The organism is Cupriavidus phytohabitans, assembly GCF_017815025.1.
Classification (GTDB): domain Bacteria; phylum Pseudomonadota; class Gammaproteobacteria; order Burkholderiales; family Burkholderiaceae; genus Cupriavidus.
The window spans coordinates 23,210-42,665 of the sequence record NZ_JAGIQB010000008.1 but is presented as its reverse complement, the minus strand read 5'-3'; the positions used below and the strand labels follow the sequence as shown (position 1 = coordinate 42,665).

The window sequence follows — 19,456 nt, the reverse complement described above, 5'->3', positions numbered from 1 at the left end:
CGGCAGCTGAAGCCAGCCGCCGCGGCACACAAGGCTAGACAAAGAGGGAGCCAGTCTTATGGCCAAGTTTTTTATCGACCGGCCGGTGTTCGCGTGGGTGCTCGCGCTGATCATCGTGCTGGGCGGGATATTGTCGATCATGCAGTTGCCGATCGCGCAATACCCGAACATCGCCCCGCCTACGATCTCGGTCACCGCCACCTATCCGGGTGCGTCGGCCAAGACGCTGGAGGATTCCGTCACTTCGGTGATCGAGCAGGAGCTTAACGGCGCCCCCAACCTGCTCTACTACAACTCGACCAGCGAATCGACCGGCCTGGCGACGATCACCATCGCGTTCGCGCCGGGTTCCAACGTCGACCTGAACTCGGTCGAAGTGCAGAACCGCCTCAAGCGCGTGGAAGCGCGCCTGCCGGCGGAGGTGCGCCAGCAGGGCGTGCGCGTGGACAAGGCCGGGAACAACTACATGATGTTCCTGACCGTGTCGTCCAAGTCCGGCACGGCCAGCGCGATCCAGCTCGGCAACTATGTGTCGGCGCAGGTGATCGACTCGATCCGCCGCGTGCCAGGCGTGGGCCAGGCCGACCTGTTCGGCACCGAGTACGCCATGCGCATCTGGCTGGACCCGTCCAAGCTGACCGGCTACAACCTGACGCCGCTGGACGTGACCGCCGCGGTGAGCGAGCAGAACGTGCAGGTCGCCGTGGGCGAACTGGGCGGCACGCCCTCGCCCAAGGGCACCGAGCTGAACGCCACTGTCACCACCGAAAGCCGGCTGTCCACGCCTGAGCAGTTCGGCAACATCCTGCTGCGCACCAACCCCGACGGTTCGTCGGTGCGCATCAAGGACGTCGGCCGCGTGGAGCTGGGCGGCGCCGACTACTCGACGCTGGCCCGCACCAACGGCAAGCCGTCGGCGGCCATTGCCATCAAGCTGGCCCCGACCGGCAACGCGCTGGCCACGGCCACCGCGGTGCGCGCCAAGATGGAAGAGCTGTCGAAGACCTTCCCGGCGGACTACCAGTACACGGTGCCATACGACACCTCGGCCTTCGTCAAGATCTCGATCGAGGAAGTGATCAAGACGCTGCTGGAAGCCGTGGTGCTGGTGTTCCTGGTGATGTACCTGTTCCTGCAGAACTTCCGCGCCACCATCATCCCGACGCTGGTGGTGCCGATCGCGCTGCTGGGCACGTTCGGCGCGCTGCTGGCGTTCGGCTTCTCCATCAACGTGCTGACCATGTTCGGCATGGTGCTGGCGATCGGTATCCTGGTGGACGATGCCATCGTGGTGGTCGAAAACGTCGAACGGATCATGAGCGAGGAAGGACTCTCGCCACGTGAAGCGACACGCAAGGCCATGGGCCAGATCACCGGCGCCATCATCGGCATCACGCTGGTGCTGACCGCGGTGTTCATCCCGATGGCGTTCTTCTCGGGCTCGGTGGGCAACATCTACCGCCAGTTCTCGCTGTCGCTGATTGCCTCGATGGCATTCTCGGCACTGCTGGCGCTGACGCTGACCCCGGCACTGTGCGCGACGCTGCTCAAGCCGGTGGAAGCTGGCCATCACCATGAGAAGAAGGGCTTCTTCGGCTGGTTCAACCGCACCTTCGCCACGGCCTCGACCGGCTACCAGGGCGTGGTCGCGCGCATCCTCAAGCGCACCGGCCGCTACCTGATCATCTACGCGCTGATCATCGCGGGCGTGGTGGTGCTGTTCAAGCGCCTGCCGTCGTCGTTCCTGCCCGATGAAGACCAGGGCTACATGATCACGGTGGTGCAGCTGCCCAACGGCGCCACGCAGGACCGTACCATCGGCGTGCTCAAGCAGATCGAGGACTACTACCTGCAGAAGGAAAGCAAGGTGGTGGACCAGATGATCACGGTGGCGGGCTTCTCCTTCTTCGGCCGCGGCCAGAACGGCGGTATCGCGTTCGTGCGCCTGAAGGACTGGAAGGAGCGCACCGGTGCGGACGAGACCGCGCAGGCGCTGGTGGGCCGTGCCTTCGGCGCGCTCTCGTTCATCAAGGACGCGATCATCTTCCCGCTCAATCCGCCGGCGATCGCCGAGCTGGGCAACTCCTCGGGCTTCGACTTCCGCCTGCAGGACCGCACCGGCCAGGGCCACGCCAAGCTGATGGAAGCGCGCAACATGATGCTCGGCATGGCCGCGCAGAACCCGGTGCTGATGGGCGTGCGCCCCGAAGGCCAGGAAGACGCGCCGCAGCTGCAGATCGACATCGACCGCGAGAAGGCGCGCGCGCTGGGCGTGTCGGTGGCCGAGATCAACTCGACGCTGTCGATCGCGTTCGGCTCCAGCTACGTCAACGACTTCATCTATGAAGGCCGGGTGCGCAAGGTGATCGTGCAGGCCGAAGGCGCCGACCGCCGGCTGCCGGACGACCTGACCAAGCTGCGCGTGAAGAACAGCAACGGCGACATGGTCGCGTTCGCCGCATTCGCCACTTCGAAGTGGATCATGGGCTCGCCGCGCCTGGAGCGCTACAACGGCATGCCGGCGGTGAAGATCGCGGGCCAGGCCGCGCCGGGACGCAGTACCGGCGAAGCCATGCGCGCGATGGAAGAGAACTTCGCCAAGCTGCCGCCGGGCTTCGGCTTCGAGTGGTCGGGCCAGTCGTATGAAGAGCGCCTGGCCGGCTCGCAGGAACCGATCCTGTACACGCTGTCGCTGATCATCGTGTTCCTGTGCCTGGCCGCGCTGTATGAAAGCTGGTCGATCCCGTTCTCGGTGCTGCTGGTGGTGCCGCTGGGCGTGCTCGGCGCGCTGCTGGGCGTGACGCTGCGCGGCATGCCTAACGATGTGTACTTCAAGGTGGGCCTGATCGCCACGATTGGCCTGTCGGCGAAGAACGCCATCCTGATCGTGGAATTCGCCAAGGACCTGCAGGCGCAAGGCAAGGGCCTGATCGAATCCACGCTGGAAGCGGTGCATCTGCGCTTCCGCCCGATCCTGATGACGTCGATGGCGTTCATCCTGGGCGTGCTGCCGCTGGCGATCGCCACCGGCGCGGGCTCGGGCAGCCAGCGCGCGATCGGTACCGGCGTGATGGGCGGGATGATCACGGCCACGGTGCTGGCGATCTTCCTGGTGCCGGTCTTCTTCGTCGTGGTGCGCAAGCGCTTCAAGGGCAGCGAGCGCCAGCGCATGCTGGACAAGAAGTGGCATGACCCGCAAGAGGAAATCTGACATGACCAAGACCCTGACCACACTGCTGCTGGTGGCCGGCGTTCTGAGCGGCTGCACCCTGGCGCCCAAGTATGAGCGCCCCGCCCCGCCGGTGGCCGGCAGCTTCCCGGTGGCACCGGAGGGCTACGCCACCGCCGAGGTGAAGAGCGGCGAGACCCGCCGCGCGACCGACATCGGCTGGCGCGAGTTCTTCCGCGACCCGCGCCTGCAGGCGCTGATCGCCACCTCGCTGGACAACAACCGCGACCTGCGCCAGGCCGCGCTGCGCATCGAGGAAGCGCGCGCTACCTACCAGGTGCAGCGCGCCGACCTGCTGCCCACGATCAATGTGGAAGGCGGCTACACCCGCGCCCGCACCACGCCGGCCGAGGCGGCCACCGTACTGGGCCAGCCGGGGGTGACCGAGGTCTACCGCGTCGGCCTGGGCATCTCGTCGTACGAGCTCGATTTCTTCGGGCGCGTGCGCAGCCTGTCCAACGCCGCGCTGGCGCAGTACTTCTCCACGGAAGAAGCGCACCGCTCGGCGTATATCTCGCTGGTGTCGGAAGTCGCCAAGGCCTACCTGGCCGAGCGCTCCTTTGCCGAGCAGTACGAGCTGGCGCGCAACACGCTGCAGGCGCGTGAAAGCACCTACGGGCTGGCCAAGAAGCGCTTCGAAGCCGGCGCCACCTCGGCGCTGGACCTGCGTGACAACGAGTCGCTGGTGGCGCAGGCACGCGTCTCCGCGGCGCAGCTGGCACGCCAGCGCGCGCAGGCGCAGAACGCGCTCGAAGTGCTGGTGGGCAAGCCCATCGGCACCATCGAGAACCTGCCCGAGCCGATGCGGCTGTCGGACGAGCGCATCATCAGCGATATCCCGGCGGGCCTGCCGTCGGAGCTGCTGGAGCAGCGTCCCGATATCCGCCAGGCCAAGCAGCAGCTGCTGTCGGCCAACGCCAATATCGGCGCGGCGCGCGCGGCGTTCTTCCCGCGCATCTCGCTGACCACCAGCGTGGGCACCATCAGCCCGACCTTCTCGGGACTGTTCGATGCCGGCACGCGCGCCTGGTCGTTCGCGCCGCAGCTGACGCTGCCGATCTTCGACTATGGCCGCAACATGTCGAACCTGGACCTGGCCAACGTGCGCAAGAACATCCAGATCGCCAACTACGAGAAGACCATCCAGACGGCCTTCGCGGAAGTGGCGGATGCGCTGGTGGCACGCGGCACGCTGGAAGACCAGGTCACCGGCCAGGAACAGGTGCGCGACGCCGAAGCCGCTCGCTACGAGCTGTCGCGCCTGCGCTTCCGCAGCGGCGTGGCCAGCTACCTGGACGAACTCGATGCGCAGCGCCAGCTGTTCACCGCGGAGCAGGCGCTGATCCAGGCGCGGCAGCTGCGGCTGAACAACGCGATCGATCTGTATCGCGCGCTGGGCGGCGGGTTGAAGGAGGACAGCGCGGTGGCGCAGCAGGCGGCGCCGGCGGGGCAGCAACCGGTGGCGCAGTAACGCAATATCGTTTGCCGAGGGGGTACTCCCCTCTCCCGCAAGCGGGAGAGGGAGCAAACAGTCGGCGGTTCAAGCGAAGAAACCAGTGGCGGGTGTCACTGGTTTTTTTTCGCCCGCATCGCAGCCGTGCCGGTTCGTCATGCCGTGAGATGCCGGGCCAGCGTCTCCGCATTCTGTGCCGTCAGCGCGAACACCGACAACTGCGGATTGGCCCCCACGCTGGTCGGAAAGACCGAGCCGTCAAACACCGACAGGTTCTCCAGCTGGTGGTGGCGCCCATGGCTGTCGACTACGCCGCGGCGGGGATCGTCGCTCATGCCGCAGCCGCCCATCAGGTGCACGGTGAACAGCGCCGTGCGGAACGGCTTGAGCGGCAGCTTGGCAATCGCGTCGCGCGCTTCGGGCCAGCTGCGGTAGTCGGTGGCGTCCAGGTGGGCCGGCCGCACCTTGACCGCGCCCGCGGCGAACTGCGCCTGCGCCATGCTCAGCCATGCGCGGCGCACGCCGTCCCAGGCGTAGTCGTTCATCTCGTAGTCGAGCAGCGGGCTGCCGTCGGCGGCCAGCCGCACGCGCCCGCCCTCGCTCTGCGGCACGAAGCCGTCGCGCAGCAGCGCCAGCATGGCGCTGGTGTTGGGCAGCTGCGCGATATCGCGCCGCAGCGCGTCGCCCATGCCGTTGAGCACGCCGGCGCTGATGCCGGGGAACAATGGCGGCACCTCCAGCTTGTAGCCCATCGGGCCGGTGGCGCCGTCCACCCACTGGAAGTGGTCGGAGGCCACCGATTGTGGCGCGCCATAATAAGGATCAATGCGCTCAGGCATAACAGCGATGCTGATATTCACCGGATGGATAAATGTGCGCATGCCGAGCCGCCCGTGCGGATCCGGCACGCGCGAGCGCAGCAGCAGCCCCGGCGTGTTGATGGCGCCGCCGGCGACGACCACGTGCCGCGCGCGCACGGTCACGCCCACGCCTGTGGGCGTGCGGCCATCGGCACCGAGCGCTGCGCCGATGACCGATTGCACGCGCTGCCCGTCATGTTCGAGCGTGCGCACCCGCACCCGGTGCACCAGCGTCGCGCCGGCCGCCAGCGCCGCCGGGATGGTCGATACCAGCATCGACTGCTTGGCATTGACCGGGCAGCCGAAGCCGCAATAGCCGGCGTTCCAGCAGCCCTTTACGTTGCGCGGGATGACGTGCCACTCCCAGCCCAGTTTTTCGCAGCCGCGGCGCAGCACGTCGTTGTTGGGATTGGGCGCCATGGTCCAGGGTGCGATGCCCAGGCGCGCTTCCACCTGCGCGAACCACGGCGCCATGTCGGCCTCGCCATGGCCGCTGACGGCGTGGTGCCTGGCCCAGTGCGCCAGCGTCTGCGGTGGCGTGCGGAAGCTGGATGACCAGTTCACCGTGGTGCTGCCGCCGACGGCACGGCCCTGCAGGATGGCGATGGCGCCGTCGGCGGTGGTGCGCGCCGCCGCCTCCTGGTACAGCTCGCGGTAGGCGCGGTTCTCGTCCATGTCGCGGAAGCTGTCGGAGGTGCGCAGAGCGCCCTCTTCCAGCAGCACCACGCGCAGCCCGGCGCGGCTCAGTGTTTCGGCGCTGATGCCGCCGCCCGCGCCGCTGCCGACGATGACAACGTCGGCATCTAGCGTGCGGGAGGCGGTGATGGTGGCGGCATCCAGCACTTTCCAGCCGGCGGCGATGCCGGCGTCGTAGAGATTGTCGATGGCCATGTCGGGTTTCAGGCGTGCAGCGCCCTGTAGACGGGCGCATTGGGGCCGGGATAGCCGCTGCCCGCCCAAGCGGCAGGCAGCACGTAGTAGCTCACGCTGGCGAGTTTGACCAGCACCACGGCGCCGGCATTGAGCGTGGCCAGCCGGCTGGCGCGCCAGCGCTCCAGGAAGGCCTGTACCTGCGCCGGCGTGGTGGCGTCCCAGGGCTGGCCGATGCCGGCCAGCGCCCAGCGCAGCGGCGTGCTGGCGAGCAGGCCGAACAGCTTGCGCAGCTCGGCCCGCGCGCCCGCGTTCATCGCCGCGCAGGTGGTGTCGATATTGCGCAGCGTTTCCTGCACCAGGGCCTCGCGCCGCGGCGGCGGCGCCTCGGCGAGTTCGGTGACGACGGCCGGCAGCAGCGCGCGGAACATGGCCACGTCGTCGGGCCGCAGCCAGGCCATGCCGGCCTGCGGCGCGGCATCGGCCACGCCGCAGCCAGACAGCGACGGCACCAGCGCGGTACACGCCAGCATGGCCGAGAACCCGAGTCCAACTTTGAGGAAGCCGCGGCGCGACAGCGCGTGCAGCGCCCCGGCGTCGGCATCCGCGCGCCGGCGCGGCGCCCCTTGGGAATGCGTGGACATGTGGCCTCCTGCGCGTCGGTGTTCTGGTCCGGGCGGGGCGAGTCCGCCTTGACGCTGCCTTTAGTATGGTCGGCAAACATTCCAGCCGACGCAGCCGGGCATGCAAGATGGCGGCTGGTTTTGCCGATAATGTGGGCAGACCAACGCTACTCGTCCCCCCTCCATGCATATCCGCTGGCTCGAAGACTTCGTCTGCCTGGCGCAGGCCGGCAGCCTGGCGCGCGCCGCCGAGCTGCGCAACGTGACCCCGCCCGCATTCGGCCGGCGCATGCAGGCCGTGGAAGTGTGGGCCGGCGCCCCGCTGATCGACCGCAGCGCGTTCCCGGTGCGCCTTACCGCCGAGGGCCGCCAGTTCCTGGAGGCCGCGCAGAGCGCGCTGCGCACGCTGGATGAAACGCGGCTGGCACTGCGCGCCGCGCATCGGGCCGACGCCAGCACCGTGACCATCGCCACCGGCAAGACGCTGGCGCGCTCGATGGTGCCGGCGTGGCTGTCCGGCCTGCGCGAAGCGCTGCGCGGCGACCCCGCCGCGGCAGGCTTCCGCACGCGGCTGTCGACCTTTCCCATGCACGACGCGCTGGCGATGTTCGGCGAGGGCGATGCCGATTTCCTGCTGTGCTACAGCCCGCCCGACCTGCCGGTGATGCTGGACGACGCGCGCTACCAGTTCCACCTGGCCGGCGTGGAGCGGCTGGTCTGCGTCAGCGCCGCCGACGCGCATGGCGCGCCGCTGCACCGGTTGCGCACCGGCAAGGCGGCGAAGGAAAAGCCGGTGCCGATGATCGCCTATGCCGAAACCCTGACGCTGGGGCGCATGGTCAACCAGGAGATCGCGCGCCGCAAGCTGGCGCCGCGGCTGGACGTGATCGCGGTCAGCGATTTTGCCGAGTCGGTGCACGAAATGGTGCGCCAGCGCATGGGCCTGGCGTGGCTGCCCGCGCGGCTCATTGCCGACGACCTGCACGCAGGCCGGCTGGTGCGTGCGATCGGCGCCACTGCGGCGGGAGCCGACGATGGCGGCGATCTCGCCCTCGATATCCGCCTGTACCGCCCGCGCGCGCCGATGCGGCCGCTGGCCGAGGCGTTCTGGCGCGCGGCGGTGACGGCGCCGCGCTAGTTGCGGCCCTTGCGCCACCATTGCCGAATCGGCAAGCCCCCTTGCCAAAGCCGCATGCCGGCCGGACCCGCGCTCACTAACATCGGGTCACAACATCGATTCCGGGACCCCCAGAGCCAAGACCATGAAGACCATCCTGCGCGCGGCCGCTGCCGTACTCTGCCTTGCCACCGCCACCGGCGGCGCCTTTGCCGGCACCTGGCCCGCCAAGCCGATCACGCTGGTGGTGGGCTATACCGCCGGCGGCAGCGTCGACCTCGTCGCCCGCACCATCGCGCCGGAGCTGGGCAAGCGCCTGGGCCAGAGCGTGGTCATCGAGAACCTGGGCGGCGCCGGCGGCACCATCGGCGCGTCCAAGGTGGTCAAGGCCGAGGCCGACGGCTACACGCTGCTGATGGGCTCGGGCAGCGAGGTGTCGATCGCGCGCCTGACCAATCCCGCAGTGCGCTACGACGGCGAGAAGGACCTGGCGCCGGTGACCTTCGTCGGCACCCAGCCGATGGTGCTGGTCGGCAAGCCCGGGCTGCCGGCGAAGAACGCCGCCGAGCTGATCGCGCTGGCCAAGGCCCAGCCGGGCAAGCTGTCGTATGCGTCGTCGGGCGTGGGCACGCCGCTGAACCTGGCCGGCGAGCTGATCAAGCAGCAGGGCAACGTCAATATCACGCACGTGCCGTACAAGGGCGCATCGGCCATGGCCACCGACCTGCTCGGCGGCCAGATCGACCTGGCGGTGATGGTGCTGTCGTCGGCGCTGCCGCATATCCAGGCGGGCCGCGTGCAGGCCTACGGCGTGACCGGCGCCAGGCGCGCCGCGGTGGCGCCGAACGTGCCGGCGCTGGCCGAGACGCCGGCGCTCAAGGGCGTGGACATGGGCGTGTGGTTCGGCCTGATGGGCCCGGCCAACCTGCCCAAGCCGGTGGTCGAGCGGCTCAACACCGAGATGCAGGCCGTGCTGGCGATGCCGGACGTGAAGAAAAAGCTGGCCGAGGCGGGTGTGGAAGTGACGCCGGGCAATCCTTCCCGGTTCGGCAGCTTCATCAAGCGCGAGACCGGGCGTTACCGGACGATCGTGCAGGCGGCCGGGATTCGTGAGTGAGGGGTAGCGCGGGCGTGGTCGCTTCTGCCAGCGCCGGCCCTCACCCCCGCCCCTCTCCCGCAGGCGGGAGAGGGGAGACCACAGCCAGCATGAAAAGGCCTGTAGGCGTCGCCCCTCGCCGCCGGTTTGCTCCCCTCTCCTGCGCGCGCGCGAGGCGCCGGGGGTGAGGGCCGGCGCCTGCCAGTACCACTACCCCCCTCAAAATAAATCGCGACCCGCCAGCCACCGAGCTACCGGGCACCCCTGAGAGCACCGATTCCCATGACCCACCCCACCCACCTCGACGCCTACCCCGTCGACGTCGCCTTCCCCGACATCCGCCCCTACGCCACCGGCAACACCGGCATCCCCTACCTGTACACGTTCGACAGCGGCCAGCCCGGCCCGCACGTGATGGTCAACGCCCTCACGCACGGCAACGAAGTCTGCGGCGCCATCGCCGTCAAGGCGCTGCTCGACCACAACCTGCGCCCGCGCCGCGGCCGCCTGACGCTGGCCTTCGCCAACGTCGACGCCTACCACAGCTTCGACCCGGCCAGGCCCGACGCCTCGCGCTTCGTCGACCAGGACTTCAACCGCGTATGGACATACGCCACGCTGGACGACACCAGCCGCGATTCCTCCGAGCTGCGCCGCGCGCGCGCCATGCGCCCGGTGATCGACACCGTCGACCTGCTGCTCGACCTGCATTCGATGCATGAGAAAAGCCGCCCGCTGATCGTCTCGGGCCCGCTCGACAAAGGCATCGCCCTGTCGCGCGCGCTGGGCGCGCCGGCCGACGTGATCGTCGACGAAGGCCATCCGGAGGGCCGCCGCATGCGCGACTACGACGGCTTCGGCGATCCCGCCAGCCCGCGCAATGCGCTGCTGATCGAATGCGGCCAGCACTGGGAGCCCGCCGCCGTGACGGTAGCGCAGGACAGCACCGCGCGCTTCCTGCTGCACGCCGGCGTGGTCGACGCCGCCGACCTCCCCGCCGGCTGGCTGCAGCCGCTGCCCGCCACGCAGCGGGTGGTACGCGTGACCGAGCCGGTGGTCGCCGCCAGCATGGATTTCCGCTTCGCCGGTCCCTATACGGGCCTGGAGACCTTTGCCGATGCCGGCACGGTCATCGGCTGGCGTGACGGCGAGCCGGTGGTGACGCCCTACCCCGACTGCGTGCTGGTAATGCCTTCGCTGCGCCAGCTGCGACCCGGCGTGACCGTGGTGCGGCTGGGCCGGCTGGAGCGCTGAGCCGGGTTTGCCGAGGGCGTGGCAAGGTCAGGTCTTGCCTGATCAGGCCCCCACCGTCGATGCCTGCGACGTGCCGGCCGACGGCGCCGGCGACGGCAGCATGCCGGGGAACAGCTGTTCAACCAGCTCGTCCAGCTTGGACGCGGGCTGCACCAGGTTGCTGAGGTTGAGTCCGCCCGCACTGCGGTTGGCGCTGTAGATCGCCTTGCCGACGCGGTCGCCCTGGCGGAAGACGGTAATGTCCACGCTGTCCAGGTATGACGTCCAGAACCAGGCGCTGCGCGCGGTGTAATACGCCACCATCGGGCAAGCCAGCACCGACGCCGCCTCGGCCTGCAGCATCTTCACCTCGAAATTGCGCAGCTCCAGCGAGGCGCGGAAGGCGTCGACATAGTTGTTGCCGCTGACCGGGTTCACCACCACGCACAGCAGCATGCCGTTGGCGCCATAGGTGCCGCGCGGGCCGCCGCCGGCGGGCACCTGGAACGCGGTATTGGGATCGGAGCGGTCGAGCGGGTCGACCGGGGTCACGGCCTGATAGGTCGAGCAGCCGCACAGCAGCAGGCCGACGCTGGCGGCCAGCAGGGCTTTGTTCATGGAAATCCTGGATGGGCTTGAGGCACCGCCGCGGGCGCGCAATGCGGGCAGCGTGCCTTCACACTGTAGGCGCTGCCGGCGCCCGCCAATTCCCGGAACAGACACGCAAATTGCGCGCTGCTGTGGCGGCGTGGCGCGTCAGCCGCCCGCCCCGCCTTGCGCCAGCCGGCCCACCAGGATCAGGCAGAACGCCGCCAGGCACAGGCCTACCACGGCGACCTGCAGCCGCGTCACAGGCCTGCCGCCGAGCAGGGTCTCGCTGAGCCAGCGCGGCGAAGCCAGGCCCGCGGCGGTTGCCGCCAGGATGATGAGCGCAAGCACGGACAGCACGGATTGCATCGCAGGTTCTCCGGTTCAGGCTCGCGCTCAGTTGGCGCCGCCGCGCAGCAGGCAGTCGCGCAGCAGCGGCACGCCATCGGCCACGCCCGCGCCGTTGCATTCCACCGCCACCTTCTGGCCGCGCCGCACCATGGTCGCGCGGGCCTCTACTTCGCAGACCCGGCCCGCCGGGCCGCAGATCTGCCGCTGCAGCAGCAAGGCACGCACATTGGCGGCCGGATCGTTGGTGCGGATATCGACAAACACTTGCTCGCCCTCGCGGCGCACGCCGCTGGCGACGCCTTCGACGATCACATAGTGGTCGAGGTAGCGCGCATCCGCGGCCCTGGAATCGTTGCGGTAGTCGTCCAGGATGGCGCTGGCCTGGTATTGCGGCAGGCGGTCGGCGGGCCGCTGCGGGTCGATGCTGACCGGGTCGAGCGTGCCGTCGCGCGGCACGCCGCGCACGTCGCTGGCCGGCACCGCGCTGGCGGCGGCCTGCTCGCCCGAACCGGCGGGCGCGATAGCGGCATCGTCATGCCGGTCATTGCCGGCAAGCCACAACATGCCAAGGACGGCCACGGCGACGATGGCAATGAGGATCTGCTGGGTACGGTTCAACATCGAAGGGTCCTGCCTGGGGGCATGCGAAAGACGAAAGCGCGATTATGCGCCACGCCGGGCGCAGAAGCGTTCGATCGCCACCACCGCGTGATCCACGCCGCGCTCGGCGGCCATGGCGCGGGCCAGCGTGGCGGCTTGCTCGCGTGTCTCGGCACGCTCGGCAAAGGCGATCATCGACGCCAGCCGCGCCGCGTCGATCTTGTGCCCGGCGACATGCGGCGGCGCCACGCCCAGCGCGGCCAGCCGGCCCGCCCAGAAGAACTGGTCGCCCGCGAACGGCAGCACGATCGACGGCACCCCCGCCGCGGCCACCGCATGCGTGGTACCCGCACCGCCGTGGTGGATGGCCGCCGCCACGCGCGGCAGCAGCCAGTCATGCGGCGTGGCGCCGATGACGTGGAAATTTGGCGGCAGCGCGGACACATCGATGCCGGACCAGCCCGGATAGAACAGCGCACGGCGGCCGTCCACGGCCTGCAACATGGCATCGGCCACCTTCCGCCGGTCAAAGCCCGCCATGCTGCCGAAGCCGATATACAGCGGCGGCTCGCCGGCCTCCAGGAATTCTCGCAGCGGTGCGTCGGGCTGCCAGTCCGGCTGTGGCGGCATGGTCCACGCGCCGGTCACCAGCCAGTCGGCATGCCAGTCGCGCGGACGCGGCACCAGGTGCGGCGAGATCGCGTAGAGCGACGGGAACTCGGGCCACATCGCCCTGCGCGGCGGCACGCCGAACAGCTTCGCGCGCGCCGCGTTGGTGGCGTTGCGGAACATGCGCCACAACACGAAGTTGATCACCCCATGGCTGGCACGGTTGGCCCACCCGGGCAGGCGCAACGGCGGCAGCAAGGCGGACGGGAATTCGCGCGTCGGCGAGATCGGGAACATGCCCGCGCCCACCACCGGCTTGCCCAACTGCTCGCCCACCGACAACGCCACGTACGCCGTCAGCCCCGAGAACACGATCCCGTCCGCATCGCGTGCAGCATCGGCCAGCTGCGCCATCCAGGCCTCGGTTTTGTCCTCGGCAATCTTGCCGAACGCGCGCGTGGCCTCGGCCACGTTGCCGCCCTCGGTCATCAGCTTGTGCAAGGCACCGCCGGGCTGCAAGGTTTGCTGGATATCGCCGGCCATCGGCGCGAACGGCAGGCCATGCCCGGCGGCCAGCGGTGCCGCGGAGCGTTCGCCGAGCATCAGCACGTCATGCCCGGCCTCGCGCAGGCCCAGGCCGAGGGCTACGATGGGGCGGCAGTCGCCCTGGGTGCCGAAGGTGATGAGGATGAGGCGCATGGGAGAAGAAGGCGGGCGCGTTCCGGTTGCGACCGCCTCACTTCCCGATACAGAACCGCGTAAAGATCGTCCCCAGCAGATCGTCACTGGTGAACTCGCCGGTAATGCTGTTCAGGTGCTCCTGCGCCAGCCGCAGCTCTTCCGCAAACAGGTCAAGCGCCTGCGCCTGGCGCTCGCTCTGCTCGGCGGCCACATCCAAATGCGACTGCGCCTGCCGCAGCGCCGTCAGGTGCCGCTCACGCGCGAGGAAGGTGCCTTCATTGCCGGATTGCCAGCCCACCAGCCGCAACAATTCCCGCCGCAGCAATTCGATGCCGGCGCCGGTGCGCGCCGAGATCCAGATCTCGGTCGGGTTGGGCCCGTTCGCGGCGACCACGTGCGGACGGTTGCCGCCGAACATCGTGTCGCCCACCGCCGGCGCCTTGTCGATCTTGTTGACCACGCGCACGATCGGCGAGCCCGGTGGCAGATGGCCGCTGAGCTGGTCGTCGATGGCGTCGTCGATCTCGGACAGGCCGTGGCGCAGGTAGTCGGTGGCGTCGACCAGGTGCAGCACGACGTCGGCGCGGCGGATCGCCTCCCAGGTGCGCTCGATGCCGATGCGCTCGACTTCGTCGGTGGCGTTCTCGCGCAGGCCGGCGGTGTCGATGATATGCAGCGGGATGCCGTCGATCTGGATGGTCTCGCGCACGCGGTCGCGCGTGGTGCCGGCGATCGGCGTGACGATGGCGAGTTCGGCGCCGGCCAGGGCGTTGAGCAGCGAAGACTTGCCCACGTTGGGCTGGCCCGCCAGCACCACCGACAGGCCTTCGCGCAGCAGCGCGCCCTGCCGCGCCTGCGCCAGCACGCCGCCCAGTTCATTGCGGATCGCCGCAAGCTGGCCGCGCGCGTCGGACTGCTCCAGGAAATCGATCTCTTCCTCGGGGAAATCCAGCGTGGCCTCGACCAGCATGCGCAGGTGGATGACCTTGTCCACAAGCTTGCGGATCGCATTGGAAAACTCGCCTTCCATCGAGCGCGCCGCCGAGCGCGCCGCGGCTTCGGTGCTGGCTTCGATCAGGTCGGCCACCGCCTCGGCCTGCGCCAGGTCGAGCTTGTCGTTGAGGAAGGCGCGGCGCGTGAACTCGCCCGGCTCGGCCAGGCGCAGGCCGATGCCGTCGCCGGACTGCAGGCAGCGCGCCAGCAGCATCTGCATCACCACCGGGCCGCCGTGGCCCTGCAGTTCCAGAACCTCTTCGCCGGTGTACGAATTGGGCGCGGGAAAGTACAGCGCGAGGCCGTGGTCGATGACCTTGCCCTGGCCGTCAAGGAACGGCAGGTACGTGGCATGGCGCGGCTTCAGTGCCTGGCCGCAGACGGCGCGCATGACGGGGCCGACATCGGGGCCCGACACGCGCACCACGCCGATGCCGCCGCGTCCGGGCGCGGTGGCGATGGCGGCAATGGGAACCTGGGGAGCAGTCATGGCCATATTGTCGCAGATCGATTGCAGTTGGCGTGGCGCGGCTTGCACTCGCGGGGCGCCACAGGCGCGGCAAGTCGGCCGCCATCTCCGGCGGGGCGTCAGCTCGCGCCGGGCGGTGGCGGTGGCACGTCGTCGGGCAGCTCCGGCACGTCCAGGCATTCGCGCATCAGCCGGCGCGCGACCATGGCATCGACAAAGTCTCCCAGCCGCGTCTGCTGCCTGACCAGCTTGCGTTGCAGCCGCTTGGTATAGCGCGACGGCAACACCGGTGCCAGCGCCTCGATCGTATAGCGCAGCCGCTTGCCCTCGATGCGCTGGTCATGCACCGCGCCCGGGTCGCCGCCCCGGGCGGCCCGCTTCGTCGCGCGCAGCCGCTTGCGGCCGCGGCGCACGCGCCGCCGCGCGAACGGGCCGAGGCGGTCGCGCCGCCCGGTTTTGCCTTGGGCGGCGACCTTTTCCGCAAGGTGGCCCAGGTGGGCGAGATCGCGTTGCACGACAGGCAACTGTCCGTCGCGATAGCTGACCAGTGCCGCCAGCATGGCCGCGCGAGCCGTGTTGCGCCGCTTGGCCGCCGTGTCGGCCACGGCGGCCAGCACCGGATCTTCGGGGGCTTTCTTGCGTGCGGGGGCGACGGTCTCGGCCAGGAAGACGTCCCAGTCGCGCACCTCGCTGGTCGCTCGCGCCAGCGTGCGCAGCTCGCGCTTCCAGCGCTCGCGTTCCAGCCGGGGCAGCGCAGGCCCGAGCGCCCACAGCACCGCGCGCGCATGGCGCACCGCCACGCGCAGCTGGTGCAGGTCTTCCGTTTCGTCGCGGTGCAACAAATCCTGCAGAGACGTGTCGATCCGCGCCAGACTTGCCTGTGTCAGCGCGGCAAAAGCAACGACCGAGTGCGTCTTGCGGCGCAGCACGGGCGGCTGGGCGTCGGTCATGGCAGTCTTTATGCGGGGCAGGCGCGCAGGCGGGACGCAGATGCCACCAGTGTAGGCGACGGCACGCGCGAATGCTTCCGCGCGACGCATCAGGCGCCGCCACGGTTGACAGGGATCCGCCGTCGCGCTGGAATGCGCACACCGCCTGGTGATGCAGTGACCTGACCGAGGACCCGCCATGACCACTGAACAGGAGCGTCTCCTGCTGCGCGACACCATCGAGGCCGGCTTCCGCCAGGCCGCGTTCGTCAATGACGTCGGCATTTCACTGGCGGACTGTGGGCCAGGCTGGTGCGAATCGACGCTGGCCATCACGCCGCGTCACCTGCAGCACGGCAGCATCGTCCATGCCGGCGTGCAGGCCACCATGGCCGACCACACCGCGGGCGCGGCGGCCAGCACCATCCTCGAAGCGGGCCAGCACGTGGTCACCGCGGAATTCAAGATCAACCTGCTCAGGGCCGTGCGCAGCGAACGGCTGCGCTGCCGTGCCGACGTGCTCAAGTCCGGCCGCTCGATCATCGTGGTCGAGGCGGATGTGTTTGCGGACGTGCACGGCGAATCGGTGCTGGTGAGCCGCTACAACGCCACCATGAGCGTGCTGGACCTGGCCTGAGCCAACCCACTGCAAGGAACCAAGCATGATCGACCATACCGGCGCCAGCGTCAGCGACTACGCCAAAAGCCGCGCGTTCTACCTGGCCGCGCTCGGCGCCATCGGCTACGGCCTCGTCAAGGAATTTCCGGCTAGCGTCACCGGCAGCACCGACGTGGCAGGCTTCGGGCCACCGGGCAAGCCGGATTTCTGGATCCACCGCGGCGAGCCCAACCGGCCGCCGGTCCACGTGGCCTTCCGCGTGGACAGCCGCGAGCTTGTGGACAACTTCTACCGCGCCGCGATCGAGGCGGGCGGCCGGGACAATGGCGCGCCGGGTGTCCGGGCGCATTACCACCCTGATTACTACGGCGCCTTCGTGCTGGACCCGGACGGGCACAACATCGAAGCGGTGTGCCACAAGCCGGCCTGATCCGGCAGATCCGGAAGGCGGCGCTTCAGCGCGTCGCCACGATAAACAGCCGCGGGAACGGCAGCAGCACCGACTTGTCGGGCAGCGCGGGATACGCCTTCGCGATCTCGCTTTCGTAGCGCGCCAGGTACGCCACGCGCCCGGCCTCGTCCAGCGGCTGCAGGAAAGGCCGCAGTCCGCTGCCCTTGAACCACTCCACCACCGCCGCCGCGCCGCCGGCCAGCGGATGGTGGTAGGTGGTCAGCCACACATCCACGCGCCGGCACAGCGGGCGCAGCAGTTGGTAGTACCACTGCGCCGGTGAACGCTCGGCGCGCGCCTTGCTGGCGCTGGCCAGCTGCTCCGCCCACGGGCTTTCCGCCGCCACCTGCCGCATCAGCCGGTGCGCGGGCTCTTCCAGGTTGTCAGGCATCTGCACGGCCAGCGTGCCGCCTTCCGAAAGCTTGGAAACGAGTTTGGGAAACAGGCTGGCATGGTCCGGCAGCCATTGCAGCACGGCGTTGGCCAGGATCACGTCGTACGGGCCGGGATCATCCCAGGCGCCGATGTCGGCCACGCGGAACTGCACATCAGGCAGGCGCTTGCGCGCGGCATCGACCATGTCGTCGGAGCTGTCCAGGCCGGTGATCGATGCGCCCGCGTACCGCGCCAGCAATACCTCAGTGGAGTTGCCCGGGCCGCAGCCGATATCCACCGCATTGCGCACGATCTCGTTGGGAATGGCGGCGACGAGGTCGCGGACGGGACGGGTGCGTTCGTCTTCGAAGGCAACGTATTGGCGGGCGGACCAGCTCATGGTGGGTCTCCAGGCATTGAGGCGCAGGCCAGTAGCATACGCCTGCCGCAGCCAGCAGAGGCCAGCCGCAGCCGTCACCGCGGGAACAAGGCTCCCCTCTCCCACTTCATGGGAGAGGGGAGCAAACCGCGCGACAGTCCAGCTCCATCAGCGATCGACCAAACAAAAAGCCCGGCATCACTGCCGGGCTTCGTGGTAACTGCATCGAATTGTTGCGATCGGGCAATCAGCTCTTGGCCACAACCGCCGTCTTGCCCTTGCCAAGCATCCGGTTGATCTGCCACTGCTGCGCGATCGACAGGATGTTGTTCACCACCCAGTACAGCACCAGGCCGGCCGGGAAGAAGAAGAACATCACCGAGAACACCAGCGGCATGATCGTCATGACCTTGGCCTGCACCGGATCCGGCGGCGTCGGGTTCAGCTTGGTCTGCAGGAACATCGACACGGCCATCACGATCGGCAGGATGTAGAACGGATCCGGCACCGACAGGTCCTTGATCCAGCCCAGCCACGGCGCGCCGCGCATTTCCACCGACGACAGCAGCACCCAGTACAGCGCGATGAACACCGGGATCTGGATCACGATCGGCAGGCAGCCGCCGAGCGGGTTGACCTTCTCGGTCTTGTACAGCCCCATCATCTCCTGGTTCATCTTCTGCGGGTCGTTCTTGTAACGCTCGCGGATCGCGGTCATGCGCGGCTGCAGGTCCTTCATCTTGCCCATGGACTTGTAGCTCGCCGCCGACAACGGGAAGAACACCAGCTTGATCAGCACCGTCAGCGCGATGATCGACCAGCCCCAGTTGCCCAGGAAGCCGTGCAGCTTCTCCAGCAGCCAGAACAGCGGCTTGGCCAGGATGGTCAGCCAGCCGTAGTCCTTCACCAGCTCCAGGCCCGGGGCGACCTTCTCGAGCATGTGCTCTTCCTGCGGACCGGCGAACAGGCGTGCATCGGTGCTCACCGTGGCGCCCGGGGCCACTTCGCCCAGCGGCTGCTGGATGCCCACGCGGTACAGGTTCGGATCGATCTGCTGGACGTAGAAGCTATGCTCCTTGCCGGTCTGCGGGATCCAGGCCGAGGCAAAGTAGTGCTGCACCATCGCCACCCAGCCGTTGTTGGCGGCGGCCGGCACGGTGGCCTTGCCCTTGGCGATGTCTTCGAAGTCGATCTTGTGGTACTTGTCGGCGTCGGTGTAGACCGCCGGGCCGGTGAAGGTGCTGTAGAACTGCGACTGCTCCACCTTGGTGCCGTCACGCGCCAGCTCCAGGTACAGCGTCGGCGACACCGGCGCGGTACCCGCGTTGGTCACATCGAACTTGGTGTCGACCACATAGCTGCCCTTGCGGAAGATGTAAGTCTTCACCAGCTTTACGCCGTTCTTCTCGCCGGTCAGCACCACTTCCAGTTGCTCGGCGCCATCCAGGTTGCGCGGGCCCGGCGCTGCGGTGAACACCGTGGTGTGGTTGGGCAGGTCGCCGCCGATCAGGCCCGAGCGCGCCATGTAGGTGCGCACGTTGTCACGCTCGAACAGCACCACCGGCTTGCCGTCCTTCTCGTGCTCCTTGAGCAGTTCCAGGCGCGACACGATGCCACCGGCGGTGTCGATCTCGGCGCGCACCGTGTCGGTGGTCACCACGATCTTCTCGCCGGCGGGCTGGGCGGCGGCCTGCGGCGCAGCGCCGGCGGCCGGAGCCGCTGCGCCCGGCTGGACGTTGGCCTTGGGCACGTCGCCCTGCGCGGCCGCGCCGCTGGCGGCCGGCGCCGAAGCGGCCTGCTGCTGCGTCGCGCTCGGGAAGAACATCGACGCGTGGCCTTGGGAGCGTTGCCAGTTGTCGTAGAGCAGCACGAGGGACATCGAGAAGATGACCCAGAGGATGGTGCGTTTGATATCCATGTCTGGCTGTGGT

At 68.9% G+C, this 19,456-nt stretch carries 17 protein-coding genes; 7 read left to right on the top strand and 10 right to left on the bottom strand.

All coding sequences use genetic code 11. The features are described 5' to 3' along the window. Window positions 1–58 precede the first annotated feature (58 nt). Window positions 59–3,211, top strand: coding sequence for an efflux RND transporter permease subunit (locus J8I34_RS07465; RefSeq protein WP_029046440.1), 3,153 nt, complete (start codon window positions 59–61; stop codon window positions 3,209–3,211). Window position 3,212: 1 nt separating this feature from the next. Further along, window positions 3,213–4,700 (top strand): efflux transporter outer membrane subunit, encoded by a 1,488-nt coding sequence (locus J8I34_RS07460; protein ID WP_209805742.1) that lies wholly within the window; start codon window positions 3,213–3,215, stop codon window positions 4,698–4,700. Window positions 4,701–4,837: 137 nt separating this feature from the next. On the opposite strand, the gene J8I34_RS07455 is transcribed toward J8I34_RS07460, so the two are convergent. After that, on the bottom strand, window positions 4,838–6,433 hold the full coding sequence (locus J8I34_RS07455; protein WP_209805741.1) for a GMC family oxidoreductase: 1,596 nt from the start codon (window positions 6,431–6,433) through the stop codon (window positions 4,838–4,840). Between the two features lie 8 nt (window positions 6,434–6,441). Beyond that, the gene (locus tag J8I34_RS07450; protein WP_209805740.1) at window positions 6,442–7,056 is read right to left on the bottom strand and encodes a hypothetical protein; all 615 of its coding nucleotides are present in this window, start codon (window positions 7,054–7,056) and stop codon (window positions 6,442–6,444) included. A 163-nt stretch (window positions 7,057–7,219) separates the two neighbouring features. Between J8I34_RS07450 and J8I34_RS07445 the strand changes: the two genes are divergently transcribed. The 3 genes from J8I34_RS07445 (at window position 7,220) to J8I34_RS07435 (ending at window position 10,502) form a co-directional block, all read left to right on the top strand. Further along, entirely contained in the window at window positions 7,220–8,173 is a 954-nt protein-coding gene (locus J8I34_RS07445; protein WP_209805739.1) for a LysR family transcriptional regulator, read from the top strand. Window positions 8,174–8,297: 124 nt separating this feature from the next. After that, on the top strand, window positions 8,298–9,269 hold the full coding sequence (locus J8I34_RS07440) for a Bug family tripartite tricarboxylate transporter substrate binding protein (RefSeq protein WP_209773872.1): 972 nt from the start codon (window positions 8,298–8,300) through the stop codon (window positions 9,267–9,269). A 261-nt stretch (window positions 9,270–9,530) separates the two neighbouring features. Further along, the gene (locus J8I34_RS07435) at window positions 9,531–10,502 is read left to right on the top strand and encodes a M14 family metallopeptidase (RefSeq protein ID WP_209773874.1); all 972 of its coding nucleotides are present in this window, start codon (window positions 9,531–9,533) and stop codon (window positions 10,500–10,502) included. A 42-nt stretch (window positions 10,503–10,544) separates the two neighbouring features. On the opposite strand, the gene J8I34_RS07430 is transcribed toward J8I34_RS07435, so the two are convergent. From J8I34_RS07430 to J8I34_RS07405, 6 genes are all read right to left on the bottom strand, one after another. Further along, window positions 10,545–11,099, bottom strand: coding sequence for an Sbal_3080 family lipoprotein (locus tag J8I34_RS07430; RefSeq protein ID WP_209805738.1), 555 nt, complete (start codon window positions 11,097–11,099; stop codon window positions 10,545–10,547). Window positions 11,100–11,237: 138 nt separating this feature from the next. After that, window positions 11,238–11,438 carry a hypothetical protein gene (locus J8I34_RS07425; RefSeq protein ID WP_029046432.1) on the bottom strand — a complete coding sequence of 67 codons (201 nt, stop codon included), beginning with the start codon at window positions 11,436–11,438 and terminating at the stop codon, window positions 11,238–11,240. Between the two features lie 27 nt (window positions 11,439–11,465). Beyond that, entirely contained in the window at window positions 11,466–12,041 is a 576-nt protein-coding gene (locus tag J8I34_RS07420) for an OB-fold putative lipoprotein (RefSeq protein WP_209773879.1), read from the bottom strand. A 42-nt stretch (window positions 12,042–12,083) separates the two neighbouring features. Next, entirely contained in the window at window positions 12,084–13,328 is a 1,245-nt protein-coding gene (locus tag J8I34_RS07415) for a glycosyltransferase (protein WP_209805737.1), read from the bottom strand. A gap of 37 nt (window positions 13,329–13,365) precedes the next feature. Then, entirely contained in the window at window positions 13,366–14,793 is a 1,428-nt protein-coding gene (mnmE, locus tag J8I34_RS07410) for a tRNA uridine-5-carboxymethylaminomethyl(34) synthesis GTPase MnmE (RefSeq protein ID WP_209805736.1), read from the bottom strand. Between the two features lie 98 nt (window positions 14,794–14,891). Further along, window positions 14,892–15,722: a CHAD domain-containing protein gene (locus J8I34_RS07405; RefSeq protein WP_209773882.1), complete on the bottom strand. Its 831-nt coding sequence runs from the start codon at window positions 15,720–15,722 to the stop codon at window positions 14,892–14,894. 178 nt (window positions 15,723–15,900) lie between these two features. Here J8I34_RS07405 and J8I34_RS07400 point away from each other — a divergent pair, with 178 nt between their 5' ends. Then, on the top strand, window positions 15,901–16,338 hold the full coding sequence (locus J8I34_RS07400) for a PaaI family thioesterase (RefSeq protein ID WP_209805735.1): 438 nt from the start codon (window positions 15,901–15,903) through the stop codon (window positions 16,336–16,338). 25 nt (window positions 16,339–16,363) lie between these two features. Continuing rightward, complete coding sequence (locus J8I34_RS07395) at window positions 16,364–16,750, top strand: VOC family protein (protein ID WP_029046426.1); 387 nt, start codon at window positions 16,364–16,366, stop codon at window positions 16,748–16,750. Window positions 16,751–16,775: 25 nt separating this feature from the next. Here J8I34_RS07395 and tam read toward each other — a convergent pair whose 3' ends face one another. Both tam and yidC read right to left on the bottom strand, forming a co-directional pair. Beyond that, window positions 16,776–17,546 carry a trans-aconitate 2-methyltransferase gene (gene tam, locus J8I34_RS07390; protein ID WP_209805734.1) on the bottom strand — a complete coding sequence of 257 codons (771 nt, stop codon included), beginning with the start codon at window positions 17,544–17,546 and terminating at the stop codon, window positions 16,776–16,778. A gap of 226 nt (window positions 17,547–17,772) precedes the next feature. Continuing rightward, window positions 17,773–19,443 (bottom strand): membrane protein insertase YidC, encoded by a 1,671-nt coding sequence (yidC, locus tag J8I34_RS07385; protein ID WP_209805733.1) that lies wholly within the window; start codon window positions 19,441–19,443, stop codon window positions 17,773–17,775. Between the last annotated feature and the right edge of the window lie 13 nt (window positions 19,444–19,456).